The following is a 20,457-nucleotide window of genomic DNA, read 5'->3' as shown; positions in this document are numbered from 1 at the left end:
CCCGACTCACCTTCGGGGGAATCCCCCGCTATTGCCTTCTCAAAATAAGGTTAGCGATATGTCGTTCTCTTCGTTTATCTCGTTTTTCCCGGCATTCCGTTTCGGCGACGCCGGCTCCAATGTCCTCACGGGTAGCTGGCGCAACGATCGGATATACGGCTTCGGCGGTGACGACGCTATCAGCGGGATGGAAGGCAACGACATTATTTCCGCCGGTCAGGGCAACGACATCATCGACGGCGGCGCGGGCAGCGACACGATCGACGGCGGCGGCGGCTTCGACATCGCCTATTATAGCGGCCATGTCGCCGACTACACCATCGCCCTCGGCCGCCAGCCCTTCCTGTTCGCGCGCCGCTACATCGTCACCGATCTCGCCAACGGCGATCAGGACACGCTCCAGAACGTCGAGGCGCTGCGCTTCGACGCGGACGACTACACGCTCTATCTCGACGGCCGCAACAACGCCGTGCTGGCGCGCGACGACGTGGGTGCGACCGGCGAGGACAGCGCGCTCACCATCCAGGCGGCCACGCTGCTCGCCAACGACTGGGACTACGAGGGCGACAAGCTCTCCGTCACCGCCGTCTCGTCGCAGAGCGCGGCGGGCGCCGCCGTGACGCTCGTCGGCGGCGTCGTCACGTACAACCCCGGCAACGTCTTCCAGTATCTCAACGTCGGCCAGACCGCGACGGATACCTTTACCTACACCGTCGATGACGGCAAGGGCGGCATCGACACCGCGACCGTGACGGTGACCGTCCATGGCGCGAACGACGCGGCTGTCGTGACGGGCGATCTCGCCGGCACGGTGACCGAGGCGTCGCCCGTCAACCCCGGCACGCCCTCGGCGTCGGGCCAGCTGACCTCCAACGACGTCGACAACGGCAGCGGCTTCCAGGCTGTCGCCGGCCGGGCGAGCGCCGCCGGCTACGGCGCCTACAGCATCACCGCGGACGGCAAGTGGACCTACACGCTCGACAACGCCAACGCCGCCGTGGACGCGCTGGACGACGGCGAGAGCCTGACCGACACCTTTACGGTGCTGACCGAGGACGGCACCGCGCAGCAGATCACCGTTACCATCAACGGCGTCGACGACGCCGTCGCCCCGCAGATCGCGCCCCGCATCAACGAGGTGCACTATGACAACGCCGGCACGGATACGGGCGAATTCATCGAGATCCGCGTTGCGGCGGGCGAGAGCGTGTCGAACCTGACGATCGAGCTTTACAACGGCAACGACGGTAAGGTCTACGATTCGGCCTCGGTCGCGAGCCTGACGAAGACCACCGACGGCACGTATGACTATTATGTCTGGTCGCTGCCGGCCAACGGCATCCAGAACGGCTCGCCGGACGGTTTCGCTCTGTCGCGCGGCAACCAGGTGATCGAGTTCCTGTCCTACGAGGGCAGCTTCAAGGCCGTGAACGGCATCGCCAACGGCCTGACCTCGATCGACATCGGGGTCGAGGAAGCATCCAACACGCCGGTCGGCCAGTCGCTGCAGCGCACGGGCGATGGCCCGACGGACTGGACCGGTCCGACGGAGAGCACCAAGGGCACCTCGAATGACGGCGTCGCGCCTCAGATCGCGCCCCGCATCAACGAAGTGCACTACGACAACGCCGGCTCGGACACGGGCGAGTTCATCGAGATCCGCGTCGCGGCGGGCGAGAGCGTGTCGGACCTGACAGTCGAGCTTTACAACGGCGCCAACGGCCGCGTTTACGGTTCGACGTCCGTTGCGGCTCTTACCAAGACCACTGACGGCACCTACGACTACTACGTCTGGAGCCTGCCCGCCGATGGCATCCAGAACGGCTCGCCGGACGGTTTCGCGCTGTCGCGCGGCGGCAAGGTGATCGAGTTCCTGTCCTACGAAGGCACGCTCACCGCGACGGACGGCACCGCCAACGGGCAGACATCGACCGATATCGGCGTTCAGGAAGGTTCCAGCACGCCGGTCGGCCAGTCGCTGCAGCGCACGGGCGACGGCCCTACGGACTGGACCGGCCCGAAGGAGGCCACGAAGGGCGCGGCCAACGACGGCAACGGCGGTGAGCCCAACCCGGGCGAACCGCAGTCGCTGCTGATCTCGCAGATCCAGGGCACCGCGACCGCCAGCACCTATGAAGGCAAGTACGTGCTCGTCTCCGCCATTGTGACCTACACGACCGGCGACGGCTTCTTCCTTCAGGAGGAGGACTCCGACGCGGATGCCGACGTGCGCACGTCGGAAGGCATCTTCGTCTACACCGGCTCCGCGTCCGGCGTCGCCGTCGGCGATCACATCGATGTTTCCGGCACGGTCGCCGAGTACTACAACCTGACCCAGATCAAGGACGTGACGAAGATCGTCACGCTCTCGCAGCACAATGCCCAGCCGACCCCGGCGGTCATCGAGCTGTCGCCCGATTTCGTCGCCGACCTCGAACAGTACGAGGGCATGGCGGTCACGCTGAAAACCGGCACGAGCGAGCCGCTCACCATCATCGAGAACTACGATTTCGACCGTTACGGCGAGATCGTCGTCTCCGCCGGCGGGCAGGTGCAGCCGACGCAGATCTACGACCCCAACACGCAGCTCGACGAGATCAAGGCGCTGCAGCAGGACAACGCCAACAACCGCTTCAAGATCGACGACGGCAACTCCGCCCAGAACCCCACGCACTTCCCGTACGCGCCGGCCAGCACCGGCGACAACGGCAACGGTTACATCGATGCCGGTGATACGTTCACCGAAAACGGTCCCACGCTGCGCGTGGGCGCGGAACTGACCGGTTCCGTGTCCGGCGTGCTCACCTACAGCTTCGATGAGTTCAAGCTGCTGGTGAATGGCACCCTGCCGATCGATGAAGCCACCAACGGCGGCGCCCGCGAGCAAACGCCGGAGGACGTCGGCGGCAGGCTGACGGTGTCGAGCTTCAACCTGCTGAACTTCTTCACCACGCTCAACAACGGTTCCGGCAACGGCTCCGGCCCGAACAACCTCACGCCGCGCGGCGCGACGACCGAAGGCGACCTGCAGCGCCAGCTCGACAAGATCGTCGAGGCGATGCTGAAGATCGACGCCAGCGTCTTCGGTCTGCAGGAGCTGGAGAACAACGGCTTCGACAGCGACTCGGCCATCGTCGCGCTGGTCAACGGCCTCAACGCGAAGGCGCCGGCCGGTACGACCTACGCCTTCGTCAACCCGACCGCGCAGGGCTCCGATGGCTTCATCGGCACCGACGCCATCACCACCGGCCTCATCTACAAGACGAACGAGGTCAGCGTCGTGGCGAGCGACATCTACACCTTCGACGAAGGCGGCCAGCAGAGCACCCGCCCCGCCGTCACCGCCACCTTCGAGGAAGTCGGCACGGGTGAGCAGTTCACGGTCGCCGTTAACCACTTCAAGTCGAAGAGCGGCACCGGCACCGGCGCCGATGCCGACAAGGGCGACGGACAGGGCGCCTTCAACGCCACCCGCACCGAAACCGCCCACCAGCTCGCCGAGTGGCTCGATATCACCAACCCGGACGGTTACTTCGCGAAGCACGGCATCGTCGATCCGGACGCGCTCATCATCGGCGATCTCAACTCCTACGCGAAGGAAGATCCGGTCACCGCGCTGCGGAACGCCGGCTTCACGGATCTGATCGACGCCTTCATCGGGCAGGATCAGGCCTTCAGCTACCTGTTCAACGGCCAGCGCGGCACGCTGGATCAGGGGCTGGCGAACAGCTCCCTCGCCGGGCAGGTGACGGGCGTGACCGAGTGGCACATCAACGCGCAGGAGCCCGACCTGCTGAGCTATTCCAGCCAGTACAAGGACCCGCGCTTCTACAACGACGACGTGTTCGCGACGTCGGACCACGATCCGCTGCTCATCGGCCTCGATCTGTCGGCGCAGTCGGTTTTCTACGCCTGATCGAAGGCGATCCGAACGTCCTGATCGCATAACCGCGGGGCGGCATCCGGCTGGAACGGATGCCGCCCCGCACCGTCTTCCACATGCGTTGCGGCATGGGCCGTTGCGTGCGGGCGGCGATGCTGCCAGAGTTGCGGCAATGCCATCGATCCATGGGCTTCGTCTCCGATGCGTCCAAGCAGCACCTTTCTGTTCAGCATTCTCCTGTCGGCCGCTGTCACCGCCGGCGGCTTACTCTCGCCCGCCATGGCGCAGGACAATGCCCGGCAGGAGGCAGCCCGCCGGCAGGCGGTTCTGAAAACGCTGCCCGGCGATGCCGCGCGGCGGCTGTTCGGGCAGGTGGAAACACCCTCGGGCGGTCCGGCGCAGGTCTACGGGTTTTACTCGAAGGGATGCGTCGCCGGTGCCGTCGAGCTGCCCGCCGACGGAGCGACGTGGCAGGTGATGCGGCCCTCGCGTAACCGCGCCTTCGGGCATCCTTCCCTGATCACCTTCATCGAGAAGATCGCGGCGGGTGCGCCGGCTGCTGCCGGCTGGCCGGGCCTGCTCGTCGGCGATATCGGCCAGCCGCGCGGCGGCCCCATGCTGACGGGCCACGCCTCGCACCAGATCGGCATCGATGCCGATATCTGGCTCACGCCGGCGCCCTCGCGCCGCCTCGCCGTCAGCGAGCGGGACAATCTGTCCGCGACCAATGTCGTCGCCGGTGACTGGAACGACATCGACCCCGGCCGCTGGACCGCCGCCCATCACAGGCTGCTGCGCTACGTGGCGGGGCGGCCGGAGGTGGCGCGCCTGTTTGTCAACCCGGCCATCAAGAAGGCGCTCTGCCGCGAGGCGGACGGCGATCGTCGCTGGCTGTCGAAGGTTCGGCCGGCGCCGGGCCACAACTACCATTTCCACATCCGGCTCGCCTGCCCGCGCGGCAGCGCCGCCTGCCGTAACCAGGACCCGCCGCCGGCCGACGACGGGTGCGGCAAGGAACTCGCCTGGTGGTTCTCGGAAGAGGCGCGCCGGCCCAAGAAGCAGACGCCGCCGCCTCCGCCGCTGCGGCTCGCCGACCTGCCGCCGCAGTGCCGCGCCGTGCTGGAGGCGCCCTGAACCGGGCAGCTTGATCTCGTTCAGGCCCTTGTCCATGGTCACTGGAATCTGTCCTGTTTCAACGTAAACAGGACAGATTCTAGACGAAGTCGCTTCTCACCAGCCCGTGGCGCTGCAGCTTGTCGTAGAATGTCTTGCGCGGGATGCCGAGCGCGTCGATGGCAGCCTTCGCGTTGCCCTTGCTCTCCTTGAGCGCCTTGCGGATAAGCTCGGCCTCGTAAAGCTCCATCTGGCGGGGCAGGCTGAACTTCTCGTCGCTTTCCGCCTCGTCCCGCCACGCTGGGACGTCGAGCAGCCCGAGCGCGTGCCGTTCGGCGGCGTGGGCGAGTTCCCGCACATTGCCGGGCCAGGGATGCGTGCTCAGAAACTCCCGCAATGCCGGCGTCACGTCGGGCGGCTCGATCCCGAAGCGCGCGGCGGCCCGGTTGAGGAAGTGCACGAAGAGCAGCGGGATGTCGTCGCGCCGCTCGCGCAGCGGCGGGATGGTCACGCTGACGACGTTGAGCCGGAAATAGAGATCTTCCCGAAAATCGCCGCGGACGGCGGGATCGCCGAGATCGATCTTGGCGGCCGCGATCACGCGCAGGTCGAGCTGGCGGCTTTCGTTGCCGCCGAGCGGCACGACCTCCCGCTTTTCGAGCACGCGCAGCAGCTTCGCCTGCGCGGCGAGGGGCATGCTCTCGATTTCGTCGAGGAACAGCGTCCCGCCGCTGGAATACTCGACGTGGCCGATGCGCTTCTTCAGCGCGCCGGTGAAGGCGCCTGCCTCGTGGCCGAAGAGTTCGCTCTCGATGACGTTTTCGGGCAGCGCGCCGCAGTTGAGGGCGACGAAGCGCCCCTCGCGCCGGCGGCTCCAGCGGTGCAGCAGTTCCGCCGCCACTTCCTTGCCGCTGCCCGTTTCGCCGTTGACGAGGACGTCGACATCGGCGATGGCGATCTGGCGCAGCGTCTGGCGCAACCGCTCCATGACGGGTGTCTGGCCGATCAGCGGCACGTCCTCCTGCGCGTGGGCGGCGGCGTCGCGCAGCCGCCGGTTTTCGAGCACCAGCCGACGTTTCTCCACCGCGCGCTGCACGCTCTGCACGAGACGGTCGGCGGAATAAGGCTTGGCGATGAAGTCGTAGGCGCCCTTGTGCATGGCCTCCACCGCCATATCGATGTCGCCATGGCCGGTAATCAGGATGACCGGGATATCGGCGTCGATCTCGCGCAGGCGGCGGAACAGCTGGAAGCCGTCCATGCCCGGCATGCGGACATCGGTGACGACGGCGCCGGGAAAGCCGGCGTCGATGGCTGCCACCAGCTGCGCGCCCGTCTCGAACGGCCGGACGTCCAGCCCCGCCAGTTCGAGCGTCTGCACGTTCGCCCGCCTCACCTCGGCGTCGTCGTCGACGAAAGCCACGTCGATCCGCTCGCCCGCTTCCGCGTCACTCCGGCTCATGGTCTGTCCGTCCGCTCTGCTCCCGCGCGCTCTCGGCATCTTCGATACGCTTGAGATGAATGGTGAAACACGTTCCCCGCTCGGGGGAACTCTCGACATCGAGAGAACCGCCGAAGGCGGTGACGATGTCGTTGCAGATGACGTGGCCAAGGCCGAGCCCGCCCTGCTTGGTCGTGGTGAAGGGGGTGAACAGGCGCTGCATGACCTCGTCGGGGATGCCCGGGCCGTTGTCGCGGACGCTTAGCAGCACCTCGTTCTCCTGCGTGCGCCAGTCCAGCTCCAGCCGGCTTCCCGGCCTGCCTTCCATTGCCTCGATGGCGTTCTGCATCAGGTTGACGAGCACCTGCTCCAGCCGGATGCGGTTGCCGACGACCTTCACCTCCTGTGGCGGCATGTTGCACACCATCTCCACGCCCTGTTGCCGCAACCGGTTGTGCAGCAGCAGCAGCGCGCCCTCGATGGATTGCGTGACGGCGGTCGCCTCCAGGCCGCCGGTGCGCCGGCGCGCGAAGGCACGCAGGTCCTCCATGATGGTGCTGATGCGCTGCGTCAGCGAGGCGATGGCGGCGAGGTTCTCCCGCACGGCCTCGTTCCTGTTGCGCTGCAGCAGGACTTGCGCATTGTCGGCATAGCTGCGGATGGCGGCGGTCGGCTGGTTGATGTCGTGCGCGATGCCGGCCGACACCTGCCCGAGGATGGCGAGCCGGTTGGCCTGCGCCAGTTCTTCCCGCATCTCCTGCAGGCGGGTGACGGCCTCCTGCCGCTGCAGCACCTCCGATTGGAGCCTTTCGTTGGCCGTGCTGAGTTCGCGCGTGCGGTCGCGGACGCGCCGTTCCAGCTCGGCCCGCGCCGCCTCGCTCTCGGCGGCGCGCCGCTGGTTGCGGTTGTGGCGGTGCACGAGCCAGCCCGCCGCCGCCAGCAGCGGGGCGACGAGGGCGGTCGCGGTCAGGCGTCCTTCGTAGGCGGCGGCCTTCGCCTCCCGGTCCACGGCGGCGAGCAGGTGCAGCGTCCATTGCGTGGAGGGCACGGGAACGCGGGTCCGCAGGAATCGCGACGGCGCCGCCGCACCCGGCAGCAGCGCGGTAACGATGTCCGGCGTTCCGGCGGCGACGACCGGTGTGACCGGCACCGGCGTCAGCGGCGCATCGCCGAACTGCAGGCTCTTGCGCAGCGCCTGCTTGTCGCTCTCCGCAATCGTGGCGATCGTCCGGAAGCGCCACTCGGGAACCCGGGAAACCACGACCACGTCATGCGCGTCGCTGACGTAGGATATCTCGGGCGCGTTGCGCCAGTCCTCCTCCACCTGATCGAACTGCACCTTGACGACGACGACGCCCGTCACACCGCCAGGCCCCTCGATCCGGCGGGTGATGTAGAGGCCGGGCACGCGGCTGGCCGTGCCGAGCGCGTAATACTCGGCCGCGCCCCGGCCGAGGGCGTCGAGAAAATAGGGGCGGAAGCTGTAATCGTTGCCGACAAAGCTGATGGGCGTGCGCCAGTTGCTCGCCGCGAGCGTCAGGCCGCTCCTGTTCAGGAGATAGATGACGGATGCCCGCGTGCCTTCCGCGAGTGTCTCGAATTTGACATTGAGCGCCTGCAGCCGCGCGGGGTTCTCGTCGGCCAGCGCCGCCTGCACCTCGGCGTCCTGCGTCAGCACGAAGGGGAGGGACCGCTGCTTCTCCAGCACGGTGCGCAGGAGGGCGGCGTTGATCACCGCCGTGTGGCGGGCCCGGTCGCCGAGGGCGGCATAGGCGCGGGCACGGCCCCGCTCGCCGCCGACCGACAGCGCGGCGGCGAGCAGCAGGGCCGCCGCCACCGCGTAGACGACCCATACGAAACCCGGCCTGCCGCGCAGCAGGCCGAGCGGCCTGCGGGCCGCCTGCCGGAACGAGGTGACGAGCGAGCTGTCCATGGGCACTGTGCGGAATCTCGGACAATAGAACATCTACTGAGAGCGATTTTCCGCACAAATAGCAAGCGAATAATCGCGATTATAGAAATTATATAACATTATCAGATACATAATTCTCATTTTGTTTGTGGCGCGAAATTTGCTTTGGCCCTCCCGTGCCACGCAGGGACAGCGTTCTGCTCCGGTTGGAAGGAAGGGCAAGCTTTCTGTCGCTGTCACCCCAAGATAAAACAGGAGGAAATCTGTGAGTCCGATCCAGATTGCCGCGCCGGCCGCGCGCAAGACGAAAGTTCCGTTCTACGGCCATCTCTACGTTCAGGTTCTGGTCGCCATCGCCGTGGGCATCGCCCTGGGCCATTTCTCTCCCGAAATCGGCGCGGCGATGAAGCCGTTCGGCGATGCGTTCATCAAGCTCGTCAAGATGATCATCGCGCCGGTGATCTTCCTCACGGTTTCGACCGGTATCGCGGGCATGTCCGACCTCCAGAAGGTCGGCCGGGTCGCGGGCAAGGCGATGCTCTACTTCCTGACCTTCTCGACGCTGGCGCTCATCGTCGGCCTGGTCATCGCCAACGTCGTCCACCCCGGCAGCGGCATGCACATCGATCCGGCCTCGCTCGACGCCAAGGCCGTCGCGACCTATGCCGAGAAGGCCCATGAACAGAGCCTCGTCGGCTTCCTGATGGGCATCATTCCCTCGACGATCGTCGGCGCCTTCGCGTCTGGCGACATCCTGCAGGTGCTGTTCTTCTCCGTGCTGTTCGGCATCGCGCTCGGCATGGTCGGCAAGAAGGGCGAGCCGGTGCTGCACTTCCTGCAGTCGCTGACCTTCCCGATCTTCCGGCTGGTATCGCTCCTGATGAAGGCCGCGCCCATCGGCGCCTTCGGCGCCATGGCCTTCACCATCGGCAAGTACGGCATCGAGTCGGTCGTCAATCTGGCGATGCTCGTCGGCACCTTCTACCTGACCTCGCTGCTGTTCGTGCTGGTCGTCCTCGGGGCGGTGGCGCGCTACAACGGCTTCTCCATCCTCGCCCTCATCCGCTACATCAGGGAAGAACTGCTGCTCGTGCTCGGCACGAGTTCGTCGGAGGCCGCGCTGCCGACGCTGATGGAAAAGCTCGAACGGGCGGGCTGCACGCGCTCCGTCGTGGGGCTCGTCATCCCCACCGGCTATTCCTTCAATCTGGACGGCACGAACATCTACATGACGCTCGCCGCCCTCTTCATCGCGCAGGCGATGGATATTCCGCTCTCGCTCAGCGACCAGATCCTGCTGCTGCTCGTGGCGATGCTCAGCTCCAAGGGTGCGGCAGGCATCACGGGCGCGGGCTTCATCACGCTGGCGGCCACGCTGTCCGTGGTGCCGGCGGTTCCCGTCGCCGGCATGGCGCTCATTCTGGGCGTCGACCGCTTCATGTCCGAATGCCGGGCGCTGACGAACCTCGTCGGCAATGCTGTCGCCTGCATCGTGGTCGCGCGCTGGGAGCGCGAGCTTGACCCCGAGAAGCTTGCGGCGGCGCTCGGCGGCGCGCCGGTTCCCGTTATTCCGGAGCAGCCCGCACCGGCCGTCCCACGCGCCGGGGAGTGATCGTTCCGGCGGTCCGCCGGCTATTCCGCTGTAACCTGTGGCCTGCCGGCATCGGCAGGCCACTTGCTTTTGCGGGAGCGGTGGTGCCGGCCGTCACTGCTTCCGGAAGGCGTCCACCGCCGCGCGGGCGACGGCGGAGTCGTCCGAGAAGATCGCGTTGACGCCGGCCTTGAGATAGACGGTGATCTCGCCGATGCTGTCGCCGCGCGCCGTCTTGTCGTTGAGCGGCTCCTTCCGGAAGGCCGCGGGCAGGAAGTTGTTCTCCGGCCGCAGCGTCCAGATGACCACGGGCAGGCCCGCCGCGTGGGAGCGCTGCGCGAGGCCGGTCGGCTCGCCGTGCTTGCCGTCGACGACGGGAACGATCAGCGTCTTGTAGGGCGCCAGCATGTCGGCGTAGGTCTTGATTTCCTTCAGGCCGGCGTCGGTGATGAGGTCGTCGTAGGAGCGCTTTTCCTTGTCGCCCTGCGCGATGAAATCGTAGGGACGGCCCTCGCTGTCGATGAGCTGGGCGAGGCGCACGGGCGTCTGCGTCCGCAGGTCCTTCAGGTTGCCGACCTCGAACGACTGCACGATGACCGGCGCCGCCTTGTTGTTCAGGCCGTTCCTGTTCAGGATGTCGACGAGCGGCTTCTCCAGCGGCAGGCCGATGCTCCTGAAGAAGGTGGGGTGCTTCGTCTCCGGGGCGACGCCGATGGTGCGGCCGCGCTTCTGCGACTCGGTGCGGGCGAGATCGATGACCTCCTGGAAGGTCGGGACTTCGAACTGGTCGTTGAACTGCGTGTTGGCCGGACGGATCGCGGGGATGCGCTCACGGGCGCGCAGGGTCTTGAGTTCGGCGAGGGTGAAGTCCTCGACGAACCAGCCGGTGATCGCGGCGCCGTCGATGGTCTTGGTGGTCTTGCGGTCGGCGAACTGCGGCAGGTCGGCGACGTTGGTGGTCGCCTCCTTCACGCTGCCGTCGGCGTTGAGGATGGCGATGGCGTTCTCGTGGCGGGCAACGAGAACGCCGTCCTTCGTGATGACCAGATCGGGCTCGATGACGTCCGCGCCGTCCTCGATCGCCTTGAGATAGGCGGCGAGCGTGTGCTCCGGCCGCAGTGCGGATGCGCCGCGATGCGCGATCACCGTGGGCTGCGGCGGCCAGTCGGCGCCAGCCGCGCTTTCCCAGCTGTAGCCTTCGGCGGCGCTCGCAGCGCCCGGCAGCCCGAACACGCTGTGCAGGCAGGCCGCGACCAGCGCAGCGGTTTTCAGATTGGCGGAAGTCTTCATCGTCGGTCCTCGTGATGGGGCGGATTGGCGGATCCATGCGGGCGACGATAAGCCTGGGGGACGTCCGGCTGATGACGTCAGGCCGCGGGCGCAGCCGTTGTTCAAAGCATGGCAACCCGATGCATGTTCTACGTTTCGTTGAAACGCAAAATGGTCTATCTCTTTGTTTTGAAGCAATTTCGAACGCGAGAGCGGCGTCCGTCCATCTGAAGATATTGACCGGGGCGGGCTTCCTGCGTCCGCTGCGGGTCGGGAAATTCACCTATTTCAGGCGCGTCGAGACGGCCTTCGCCGCATTCGCGCGCGCCATCGAGACCACCTGATACCGGCCGGATACAGGGCCGGGGGAGAGAAACGTCAATGAACAGCGAGACCGGCGCCGGCGCGGATGCAAGGGGCAGGAATGCGGATGCCTGGGGCGTCGTCGCCCTCGGCTTCATGACGCTCGCGCTGGCGTTCACCGTGCGGGGATCGCTGTCGCTCGCCATGCCGGTGTGGCAGGCCGAGTTCGGCTGGACGCGCGGCTTCATCTCCGGCATCGCCGCCGTGGCATTGCTGGTCATGGCGACGGTGGCGCCCTTCGCGGGCGGGCTGGTGGACCGCCGCGGTTCCCGCGCGCTCCTGATGGGCGGCCTGGCGGCGGTCGGCACCGGCGTCGTGCTCGTCGCTGCCGCCCGCCCGGATGCCGGGGCATGGCTGCTGCCCCTCGGCTTTGCCGGCGTCGCCTCCATCGGCTTCGGTACCATCGCCCAGCACGTCGTCGCCGCCGCCATCGCGCAGCGGGTCGTGCAGCGCCGGGGCCTCGCTGTCGGCATCGGCGCGGCCGGATCGACGGCTGGCCAGCTTCTGCTGATGCCCGTCCTTGCCTATTTCATGCAGAGCGGCGAATGGCGCCTGTCCTTCCAGTTGCTCGCGGTTGCCTGCTTCCTGCTCATTCCCGTGACGTGGTTCACCCTGCGCGCGCCCGGGGGTGCGGCGCCCCGCAATGCCTACAACGGCCGCGCGGGCGAGCACAGGAACATCCGCGACGATCTCGGCGCGCTCGTCCGCAGCCCGGTCTACCATGCCGTGTTCTGGAGCTTCGCCATCTGCGGCTTCACCACGACGGGCGTCATCGAAACCCACCTCATGCCCTATGCCGCGCTGTGTGGCTTCGGCCCGCTGCCGAGCGCCACCGCGTATGGCGTGCTCTCCGCGCTGAACCTCACCGGCATGATCGCCGCCGGCTGGCTGTCGGACCGCATGCACCGCCCGCAACTTCTGGCCATCATCTACATGGCGCGCGCCGCCGCCTTCGTCCTGCTGATGTTCGTGGCCGGCAACTATCCGATGCTCATCGTCTTCGCGGTCCTGTTCGGCCTGTTCGACTACTCGACCGTTCCGGTCACGGCGAGCTATCTCGCGAGCCGGCTGGGGATCGGCCGGCTCGGCCTGTCGATGGGCGTGCTCTCGGCGGGCCATGCGGTGGGCGCGGCGGCCGGCGCATGGGCAGGGGGCGCGGTCTTCGACGGAAGCGGCGGCTATGGCGTTCTCTGGATCGCCTCCGTCGCCCTCGCGGTCATCGCGTCGCTGCTGGTCGTCGCCCTCGGCGACAGCGAACGCGCCATGCGGCGCGCACCGGCTGCCGCATAGCGCGTTCGCGCGGACATCCGGCGGGTCCGGGCCTCTCCCCGTTTCCGCCGCGTCGCGCCTGCCGGCCTGCCGGCGTTTTCCTCTATCCCGGTGCGACGGTCACCCGGCGCTGGCGAGAGCGTCGCCGAGGACGGAGACGATTTCGCCGATCTGCTCACGCTCGACGATCAGCGGCGGCGACAGGGCGATGATGTCGCCTGTGACGCGGATCAGCAGGCCCTTGTGGAAGCAGTCCAGGAATACGTCATAGGCGCGCGCGCCTGCGGCGCCGGGCCGGGAGGCAAGCTCGATGCCCGCGACGAGGCCGATGGTGCGGATGTCGATGACGTTGGGCGCATCCTTCAGGGTGAAGATCGCGTCTTCCCATTCCTGCGCCAGCGCCGCGCCGCGCGTCAGCAGTCCCTCGCCGGCGTAGACGTCGAGCGTGGCGAGGCCGGCGGCGCAGGCGACGGGGTGGCCGGAGTAGGTGTAGCCGTGGAAAAGCTCGATGGCGGCTTCCGGTCCGGTCATGAGCGCGTCGTGCACGTCCCGCTTCACGAAGACGGCGCCCATCGGGATGGTGCCGTTGGTCAGGCCCTTGGCGGTCGTCACGATGTCCGGCGTCACGCCGAAATAGTCGGTGGCGAAGGGCGTGCCGAGCCGGCCGAAGCCGCTGATCACCTCGTCGAAGATGAGCAGGATGCCGTGCCGCGTCGCGATCTCGCGCAGCCGCTCCAGATAGCCCTTCGGCGGCAGCAGCACGCCGGTCGAGCCCGCGACCGGCTCGACGACGACGGCCGCGATGGTCTCGACGCCGTGCAGCGCGACGAGCCGCTCCAGATCGTCGGCAAGCTCGGCGCCGTGCGCGGGCAGGCCGCGGGTGAAGGCGTTGCGGTCGGGATCGTGCGTGTGGCGCAGGTGGTCGGTGCCCGGCAGCAGCGGGAACACGCGCCTGTTGTTGACCAGCCCGCCGACCGAGATGCCGCCGAAGCCGACGCCGTGATAGCCGCGCTCCCGGCCGATGACGCGCGTGCGCGTGCCCTGGCCGATGGCGCGCTGGTAGGCGATGGCGATCTTCAGCGCCGTATCGACCGATTCCGAGCCCGAGCCGGTGTAGAACACCCGGTCGAGCTTCGCTTCCGGTCCGCCGGGTGCGATGGCGGCGAGGCGTTCCGCGAATTCAAAGGCAATCGGGTGGCCCATCTGGAACGATGGCGCGTAGTCGAGCGTGGACAACTGCCGCTCCACCGCCGCCGTGATCTGCCGGCGGCCGTGCCCGGCGTTGACGCACCACAGACCGGCGGTGCCGTCCAGCACGCGGCGGCCGTCGTCCGTGGTGTAGTGCATTCCCTCGGCCGCGGCGAGAAGGCGCGGCGCCTTCTTGAACTGCCGGTTGGCGGTGAACGGCATCCAGTAGCTGTCAAGCGACGGCGTATTGGGGCGGGCGGTATCGCTCATGATGCTCTCCTCTTGCAGGTATCCCTCTGGCACCTGCGACCAGCGTAACCATGCCTGGAAATAGCCAACAAGTCCTTTTCTGTTGATTGCCAAAACATTGAAATATATGGTCCGTTTCGGCGGACTGTTGCGATATGCGCAACGGCTGCAACACCTGGACAGGGATCGGACGTTGATCGAGGATCTCGGCGGCCGGCTGCGCTACGTGCGCCAGCTTCACAATCTGTCGCAGCGGGAACTCGCCAGGCGCGTGGGCGTGACGAATTCCACTATCTCGCTGATCGAATCGAATACGAGCAATCCGTCCGTGGGCGCCCTGAAGCGCATTCTCGACGGCATTCCGATCAGCCTCGCGGATTTCTTCGCCCTGCAGCCGGCAGCGCCGAAAAAGGCTTTCTACCGCGAGGACGAGATGGTCGAGATCGGCAAGGGGCCGATCTCCTACCGGCAGGTCGGCGAGAACCTGTTCGGCCGCGCCCTGCAGATCCTCAAGGAACGTTACCAGCCCGGCGCCGATACCGGCGTAATCCCGCTCGTACACGACGGCGAGGAAGGAGGGGTCATCCTGAGCGGGCGGCTTGAGGTGACGGTGGACGGCGAACGGCGGATTCTAGGCCCCGGCGACGCCTATTATTTCGAGAGCCGGCGCCCGCACCGCTTCCGCTGCGTCGGCCCGGTCCCCTGCGAGGTCGTGAGCGCCTGTACGCCGCCGACGTTCTGACGGAGTGGGACCGTGCGCTCCAGATTTTGTATTTTACCGCAACCTGCATTCAATTCGATGGATCGACTTGCAATTCGATGGATCGACTTGAATGCGAACCGCTCAAGGGCAACATGCAAGCCGGGCTGTGAGACCTTGCCGGGCGGACTGATCCCCGGCGGCTGCGCGCATCATGGAGGCGGCGATGGATGAAACGGCGACCCGGCAGGTGAGAACCTATGACGACTTCGACAGCGTTCTCGACTTTACGGCCTATGATGCGGTTCCCGACGACTGGCTGATCGGCATCACGGATGTGGTCGACTCGACTGCCGCCATCCGGCGGGGTGCGTATCAGGATGTCAACGTCGCCGGCGTATCGGTGATCGCCGCCATCGGCAACATACTGGGAAACTACGACTTCCCCTTCACGTTTTCCGGCGACGGCGCGGCCTTCGCCGTGCCGGACAGCGAGCGCGTGGCCGCCACCCGCGCGTTGACGCAGGTCGTCGCCTCGGCACAATCGGATTTCGGCCTGCTCCTGAGGGGTGGGCTGATTCCCGTGAGCGATATCCGCGCCAACGGCCACGACGTCAGGATAGCGCGCTATGCGGCATCGGCCCGCGCGACCTATTCCATGTTCGCGGGCGGCGGGCTCAAATGGGCGGAAGCCGAGCTGAAGAGCGGGCACTATGCCATCGTCCCGGATGCGGCGACGCCAAGGCCGGACTTGACCGGACTGTCATGCGAGTGGACGCCGATCCCGAACCGGAACGGCACGATCCTGTCGCTGCTGGTGGAGCCGCTCGACAACACGGCCGGCGATGTATTCGCTGCTCTCGCGCGCCGCATCCTCGCCGTGTTCGCGGTGGACCCGCGTCGCGGCCATCCGCTGCCGGAAACGGTTCCCGCGTTGAAGGACGGGGACAGGCGCGTCGCTGCCGAGGAATGGCTGAGCATAGCCTCGAACTCCGACTTCAGGAAGTACGACGACCTCCTGCGTCTCACGCTCGACTGCTCGCAAGCGCAGGCGGACGCGGTGGAGGAGTTGCTTCGGGATGCAGCGGCGCGGGGGCAGGTGAGATACGGCGCGCACCGCCAGACGCACGCGCTGATGACCTGCCTGGTGCCGTCCACCGACCCGGCGGCGCACCGGCATTTTCTGGATGGCATGGATGGCGGATACGCCAGGGCCGCGGACATGCTGAAGGCCGGCAGGCACCGTTGAACGGAGAGACGGGGTCGCCGCTACCGCCTGCTCCGCGCCCGGCATGACGTCGCGGCGGGGCCGTTCAGGCCACGCGGCCGAACCAGAGCAGCGACAGGGTGCCGGCAAGCAAGGCGAACAGGGCGCCGACGCCGGCGAAGATGAACGAGATTTCTGTCAGTTTCTTCTCGCTGACGAGCTTGGCCGACAGCGATTTGTAGACCCGTGTCAGGTCGTCGGACGATTGCGCCTCGAAGAACTGCGCGTCGGTGGTGCGTGCTATGGTTTTCAGCGTCTCGATGTCGGGCTGGGTACGCATCCGGCGCCCTTCATAGTCCACCACGTCGCCGGACGGCGAGCCGAAGCCCACGGTGAAGACCCGCACGCCATAGTCGGCTGCGGTCTGCCCGGCCTGGATCGGATCGGGGCCCGTGGTGGTGGCGCCGTCACTGAGAAGGATCACCACGGCGTTCCGGTACGACCCCGGCTCCACGGGAATGTGCTCGGGTTTTTCCTCGGCGGCGGTCTGCCCGTCCAGTGGCAGGCTCCGGTAGCCGGGCGGCCGGGCGTCGCCCGCCGGCGCGCCCGGCCGGGGATCGTTCTGGAGGGTTTCGAAGTCCTCGTCCGGGAAGATCGTGGCGAGCGATGTCAGCACGCCCGCCCCCACCGCCGTGCCGCGCCGCGTCTGGAAGCGATCGATGGCCTGATATAACGCCGTGCGATCGATGGTGGGCGTCTGCACCAGATAGGCCGCCGAGGCGAAGGCGACGACTCCGATCTGCACGTCCGCCGGCTGATCGGCGATGAACTGTCTTGCGGCATTCCGGGCTGCGACGATGCGCGACGGCGGGACATCCGCCGCGCGCATCGAGCCGGATACATCCACGGCCAGAATGATGGTGGCGCGCGAGGATGCGAGCGTCACCACCGCGGCGGGCCGCGCCACCGCCAGAATCAGCACGGCAATGGCGATGAGCAGCAGGGCGGGCGGCAGATGACGGCGCCAGCCCGGCCCCTTGCCCAGAGCCTGCTTGACCATGGCGAGGCTGGCATAGCGGACGGCTGTGCGTTTCCGCCGCCGCAGCATCAGGACATAGAGCCCGATCAGGATCGGAACCAGCAACAGCAGCCAGAGCATTTCCATCCAGATGAACGTCATGGCATCACCCCGTTCGGTTCGTTGCCCGCTTCGGTTCCCGTGCCGCGTGCAGCCGGATGCGCGGGCATCCCGCCGCCGAGCCGCGTCCGCGCCTTGCGCAGGTCGGCGAAACGCAGGATCGCGTCCGTCAGATCGTCGCCGGTGGAAAGCTCCAGAACATCCGTCCCGGCATGCGAGAAGGCGTCGAGCAGGTCTTCTTCCGCCCGTGCCGCCTCGGCCGCGAAGCGCCTGCGAAAACCCCGGTCGCCGGTGTCGACGACCACCTGTTCGCCGCTTTCGGCATCCTGAAAAACCAGAATTCCGATGTCGGGCAGGGCCGTTTCCAGCGGATCGAGCAGCCGCACCGCCACCCCCTCGTGGCGCCGGCTCAGCTGATTCAACGCCGCTTCCCAGCCGGGCCGGGAAATGAAGTCGGACACGACGAAGATCAGCGACCGCCGCCCGATCGCCGCCAGCGCCCGGCCGAGGAACGCGCCGAGATCGGTCCCGGGCGCGCGCGGCAGGCGCGGATGGGCCAGAGTCCTGTCGAGCAGATGCAGCACGTGCCGCCTGCCGCTGCGCGGCGGGACGATGAAATCGTCGACGCCGTTGTAGAGGATCGCTCCGACCCTGTTGCCCTGCCGGGTGAAGAGCCGTGCGAGCACGGCCGTGAACTCGCACAGAACCTGCCGCTTGCTGACCTCGCCCGAGCCGAAATCCACCGAAGGGCTGAGGTCGAGCAGAAACCAGGCCGTGACCTCGCGGTCCTCGTTGAACACACGTACATGCGGCACCTGCGTGCGTGCCGTCACGTTCCAGTCGATGTGGCGCACGTCGTCATAGGCCTGATATTCGCGCAGGTCCGCCAGATCGAGCCCGAAGCCGCGGAACAGCGTGCGGTAATCGCCCTGCAGCAGCCCGTCGAGCCGCCGGATCACCGTCCATTCCAGCCGGCGCAGGACCGGTTCAGCTTGATGCGGCGACGCGGACATGGGCCTCCAACGGTTTTTCGGGAGCCGGAACGGCCTTCAGGATCCGGGAAACGATCTCGTCGGCGGAGACGGATTCGGAAAGCGCTTCGTAGGACAGAACGATGCGGTGGCGCAGCACGTCGGCCGTCACGTCGACCACGTCCTCGGGCAGCACGTAGTCGCGGCCGCGGAGAAAGGCGAGCGCCCGTCCCGCCGCGATCATGTTGATGGTCGCGCGCGGGGAGGCGCCGTAGAGGATCAGCCGGCTCAGGTCGCGGAGGCCGGCCTTACCGGGGTCGCGGGTCGCCGACACAACCCGCACCGCGAACTGGATGAGGGACGGATCGACATAGAGCGTGCGGCAGCGGGCCTGCAGCGCGAGCAATTGCCGGGTGTCGGCGACCGGCGCCACGGCCTGCGCGGCGCCGGTGACGCGCGAGACGATGACGAACTCCTCCTCCTCGCTGGGATAGCCCACCAGAACCTTCATCATGAAGCGGTCGACCTGCGCCTCGGGCAGGGGATAGGTGCCCTCGGTCTCGATCGGGTTCTGCGTGGCCATGACCACGAACGGATCGGGTACCTTGCGGGTTTCGCCGGCGATCGTCACCTGCCGCTCCTGCATCACTTCGAGCAGGGCGCTCTGCACTTTCGCCGGGGCGCGGTTGATCTCGTCGGCCAGCAGCAGGTTGGCGAAGACCGGGCCGAGCGAGGTGGAGAAATCGCCCGTCTTCTGGTTATAGATGCGGGTCCCCACCAGATCGGCCGGCACGAGGTCCGGCGTGAACTGGATGCGCCTGAACGTGCCCTGGATCGCCTGCGCCAGCGTGTTGACGGTGAGCGTCTTGGCGAGGCCCGGCACGCCTTCGACCAGCAGGTGCCCCCCGGCCAGAAGGGCCACCAGCACGCGCTCCAGGAAATGGTCCTGGCCGACGACGACCTTTTTCACCTCGTAAAGGATCTGCTCCATCTGGGAGGCGGCCTGCGGGGCGGAGGTCATGGCGGGTTGATGCAAGGCGGATTGATTCATGGTTCCTGCCGGTCCTGTTCTACAGCGGGGATTCCCCGAGTGCCGAGGCTGCGTTCTCGATAGGCACGGCAAAGCCGATGCCGACGAAGGTCCGCGCGCCGGAAGGGTTCAGAATGGCGGTGACGATACCCACCACCTCGCCGTCCGCGTTGACCAGCGGCCCGCCGGAGTTGCCGGGGTTGGCTGCGGCGTCGAACTGGATGAGATTGGTGATCGTTCGCCCGTCCCTCCCGGCGAACTGCCGCCTGAGGCCGGAGACCACCCCGGCGGAGGCCGACGGCCCGATGCCGAAGGGAAAGCCCACGGCCACCACATCGTCGCCGGGCCGCAGATTGGCGGTGGAGGCCAGCGTCGCCGGCATGAGATCGTCGGGCAGGGTGGAGGGGCGGATGACCGCCAGATCGTTTTCCGGCTGGGCGCCGATGATCGTCGCCTCCGATTCCGTGCCGTCCCGGAACGTGACCCGGAGCCGCGGGCCGCCGCGGGCAACGTGCAGATTGGTCAGGATCGTGCCCTGATCATCGATGACGACACCCGTGCCGATGGCGGTGAACTTCTCGTGGAAATCCCCGCCCGCGTCTTCCTTCGTGTCCGGAGCGGGCCGGGCTTCCGCCCGCGGAGCCTCGCCGCGCCCGGCCTCGTTCTTTGGCTTCTCGTCTTCCGGCTTCTCGTCTTCCGGATCGAAGCCGTTCACCTGCACCACCGCGCCGATGATCCTGGCATAGGCTACCGAACTCGCCGATGGCGGGCGCGGCCGCTCATCCAGCGCGAAATTGACTGCCGCATTCAGTTGCCGCTGGGTGAGACGTTGCGCTGGCGGTTGCAAGGCATGATAGAGGCCGACCAGCGCCAGCGTCGTCGCCACGCTGACAGTCACCAGCAGCTTGCCCTGATGGCGGCCGTAAAGCCTGGCCCACCACGCCGCCAGAAGCTGCCGCAGCGCCGGGCCTTCATCATCGGGAGGCGCGACATAGGCCAGCTCCACGTTTCCAGGCGCGGCCCACGGCATGCTGCCCACGCCGCGCGGCTTGCCGGATTTGCTATAGATCGGTCGCCTTTTCATAGCCGGGTCCCCTTATCGCTCTGAAAGTCGGGTGCCCTGAATGCGTCGT

Annotated in this window: 15 protein-coding genes; 7 read left to right on the top strand and 8 right to left on the bottom strand. The window is 67.2% G+C overall.

Annotated elements, in window-relative coordinates; translation table 11 throughout:
* The first annotated feature begins 58 nt into the window (after window positions 1-58).
* On the top strand, window positions 59-3,916 hold the full coding sequence (locus FHS82_RS10815) for an ExeM/NucH family extracellular endonuclease (RefSeq protein ID WP_166952310.1): 3,858 nt from the start codon (window positions 59-61) through the stop codon (window positions 3,914-3,916).
* Window positions 3,917-4,084: 168 nt separating this feature from the next.
* Window positions 4,085-5,017, top strand: coding sequence for a penicillin-insensitive murein endopeptidase (gene mepA / locus FHS82_RS10810; RefSeq protein ID WP_166952306.1), 933 nt, complete (start codon window positions 4,085-4,087; stop codon window positions 5,015-5,017).
* 79 nt (window positions 5,018-5,096) lie between these two features.
* Here mepA and FHS82_RS10805 read toward each other — a convergent pair whose 3' ends face one another.
* Both FHS82_RS10805 and FHS82_RS10800 read right to left on the bottom strand, forming a co-directional pair.
* On the bottom strand, window positions 5,097-6,458 hold the full coding sequence (locus tag FHS82_RS10805) for a sigma-54-dependent transcriptional regulator (RefSeq protein ID WP_166952303.1): 1,362 nt from the start codon (window positions 6,456-6,458) through the stop codon (window positions 5,097-5,099).
* Window positions 6,445-8,370 carry a sensor histidine kinase gene (locus FHS82_RS10800; protein WP_208394186.1) on the bottom strand — a complete coding sequence of 642 codons (1,926 nt, stop codon included), beginning with the start codon at window positions 8,368-8,370 and terminating at the stop codon, window positions 6,445-6,447. Before FHS82_RS10800 ends, FHS82_RS10805 begins: the two co-directional genes overlap by 14 nt.
* A gap of 253 nt (window positions 8,371-8,623) precedes the next feature.
* Here FHS82_RS10800 and FHS82_RS10795 point away from each other — a divergent pair, with 253 nt between their 5' ends.
* Entirely contained in the window at window positions 8,624-9,961 is a 1,338-nt protein-coding gene (locus FHS82_RS10795; RefSeq protein ID WP_343042557.1) for a dicarboxylate/amino acid:cation symporter, read from the top strand.
* Window positions 9,962-10,054: 93 nt separating this feature from the next.
* Here the strand turns inward: FHS82_RS10795 and FHS82_RS10790 are convergent, their stop codons facing one another.
* Window positions 10,055-11,230, bottom strand: coding sequence for a glycerophosphodiester phosphodiesterase (locus tag FHS82_RS10790; RefSeq protein ID WP_166952295.1), 1,176 nt, complete (start codon window positions 11,228-11,230; stop codon window positions 10,055-10,057).
* Window positions 11,231-11,265: 35 nt separating this feature from the next.
* Between FHS82_RS10790 and FHS82_RS10785 the strand changes: the two genes are divergently transcribed.
* Both FHS82_RS10785 and FHS82_RS10780 read left to right on the top strand, forming a co-directional pair.
* The gene (locus FHS82_RS10785) at window positions 11,266-11,553 is read left to right on the top strand and encodes a hypothetical protein (RefSeq protein ID WP_166952292.1); all 288 of its coding nucleotides are present in this window, start codon (window positions 11,266-11,268) and stop codon (window positions 11,551-11,553) included.
* 37 nt (window positions 11,554-11,590) lie between these two features.
* On the top strand, window positions 11,591-12,862 hold the full coding sequence (locus tag FHS82_RS10780; RefSeq protein WP_166952289.1) for an MFS transporter: 1,272 nt from the start codon (window positions 11,591-11,593) through the stop codon (window positions 12,860-12,862).
* Window positions 12,863-12,961: 99 nt separating this feature from the next.
* Here FHS82_RS10780 and aptA read toward each other — a convergent pair whose 3' ends face one another.
* Window positions 12,962-14,299: an omega-aminotransferase AptA gene (aptA, locus tag FHS82_RS10775; RefSeq protein ID WP_166952286.1), complete on the bottom strand. Its 1,338-nt coding sequence runs from the start codon at window positions 14,297-14,299 to the stop codon at window positions 12,962-12,964.
* A 172-nt stretch (window positions 14,300-14,471) separates the two neighbouring features.
* On the opposite strand from aptA, the gene FHS82_RS10770 reads away from it, so the two are divergent.
* Window positions 14,472-15,020 carry a cupin domain-containing protein gene (locus FHS82_RS10770; protein WP_166952283.1) on the top strand — a complete coding sequence of 183 codons (549 nt, stop codon included), beginning with the start codon at window positions 14,472-14,474 and terminating at the stop codon, window positions 15,018-15,020.
* A 184-nt stretch (window positions 15,021-15,204) separates the two neighbouring features.
* Window positions 15,205-16,227, top strand: coding sequence for a DUF3095 family protein (locus FHS82_RS10765; RefSeq protein ID WP_166952280.1), 1,023 nt, complete (start codon window positions 15,205-15,207; stop codon window positions 16,225-16,227).
* A gap of 64 nt (window positions 16,228-16,291) precedes the next feature.
* Here the strand turns inward: FHS82_RS10765 and FHS82_RS10760 are convergent, their stop codons facing one another.
* Genes FHS82_RS10760 through FHS82_RS10745 form a run of 4 tightly spaced genes read right to left on the bottom strand, consistent with a single transcriptional unit; the run spans window position 16,292 to window position 20,408 of the window.
* Window positions 16,292-17,365: a VWA domain-containing protein gene (locus tag FHS82_RS10760; RefSeq protein ID WP_166952277.1), complete on the bottom strand. Its 1,074-nt coding sequence runs from the start codon at window positions 17,363-17,365 to the stop codon at window positions 16,292-16,294.
* Entirely contained in the window at window positions 17,362-18,336 is a 975-nt protein-coding gene (locus FHS82_RS10755) for a DUF58 domain-containing protein (protein WP_166952274.1), read from the bottom strand. The genes FHS82_RS10760 and FHS82_RS10755 overlap by 4 nt, the downstream gene beginning before the upstream one ends.
* The gene (locus FHS82_RS10750; protein ID WP_246225282.1) at window positions 18,311-19,345 is read right to left on the bottom strand and encodes an AAA family ATPase; all 1,035 of its coding nucleotides are present in this window, start codon (window positions 19,343-19,345) and stop codon (window positions 18,311-18,313) included. The genes FHS82_RS10755 and FHS82_RS10750 overlap by 26 nt, the downstream gene beginning before the upstream one ends.
* Before the next feature lie 19 nt (window positions 19,346-19,364).
* Window positions 19,365-20,408 (bottom strand): S1C family serine protease, encoded by a 1,044-nt coding sequence (locus FHS82_RS10745; protein ID WP_166952271.1) that lies wholly within the window; start codon window positions 20,406-20,408, stop codon window positions 19,365-19,367.
* Between the last annotated feature and the right edge of the window lie 49 nt (window positions 20,409-20,457).

It is taken from the genome of Pseudochelatococcus lubricantis (assembly GCF_011762225.1).
Lineage (GTDB): Bacteria > Pseudomonadota > Alphaproteobacteria > Rhizobiales > Beijerinckiaceae > Pseudochelatococcus > Pseudochelatococcus lubricantis.
Note: the sequence above shows the minus strand (reverse complement) of the source record. Positions and strands in the feature narration are given on the sequence as shown.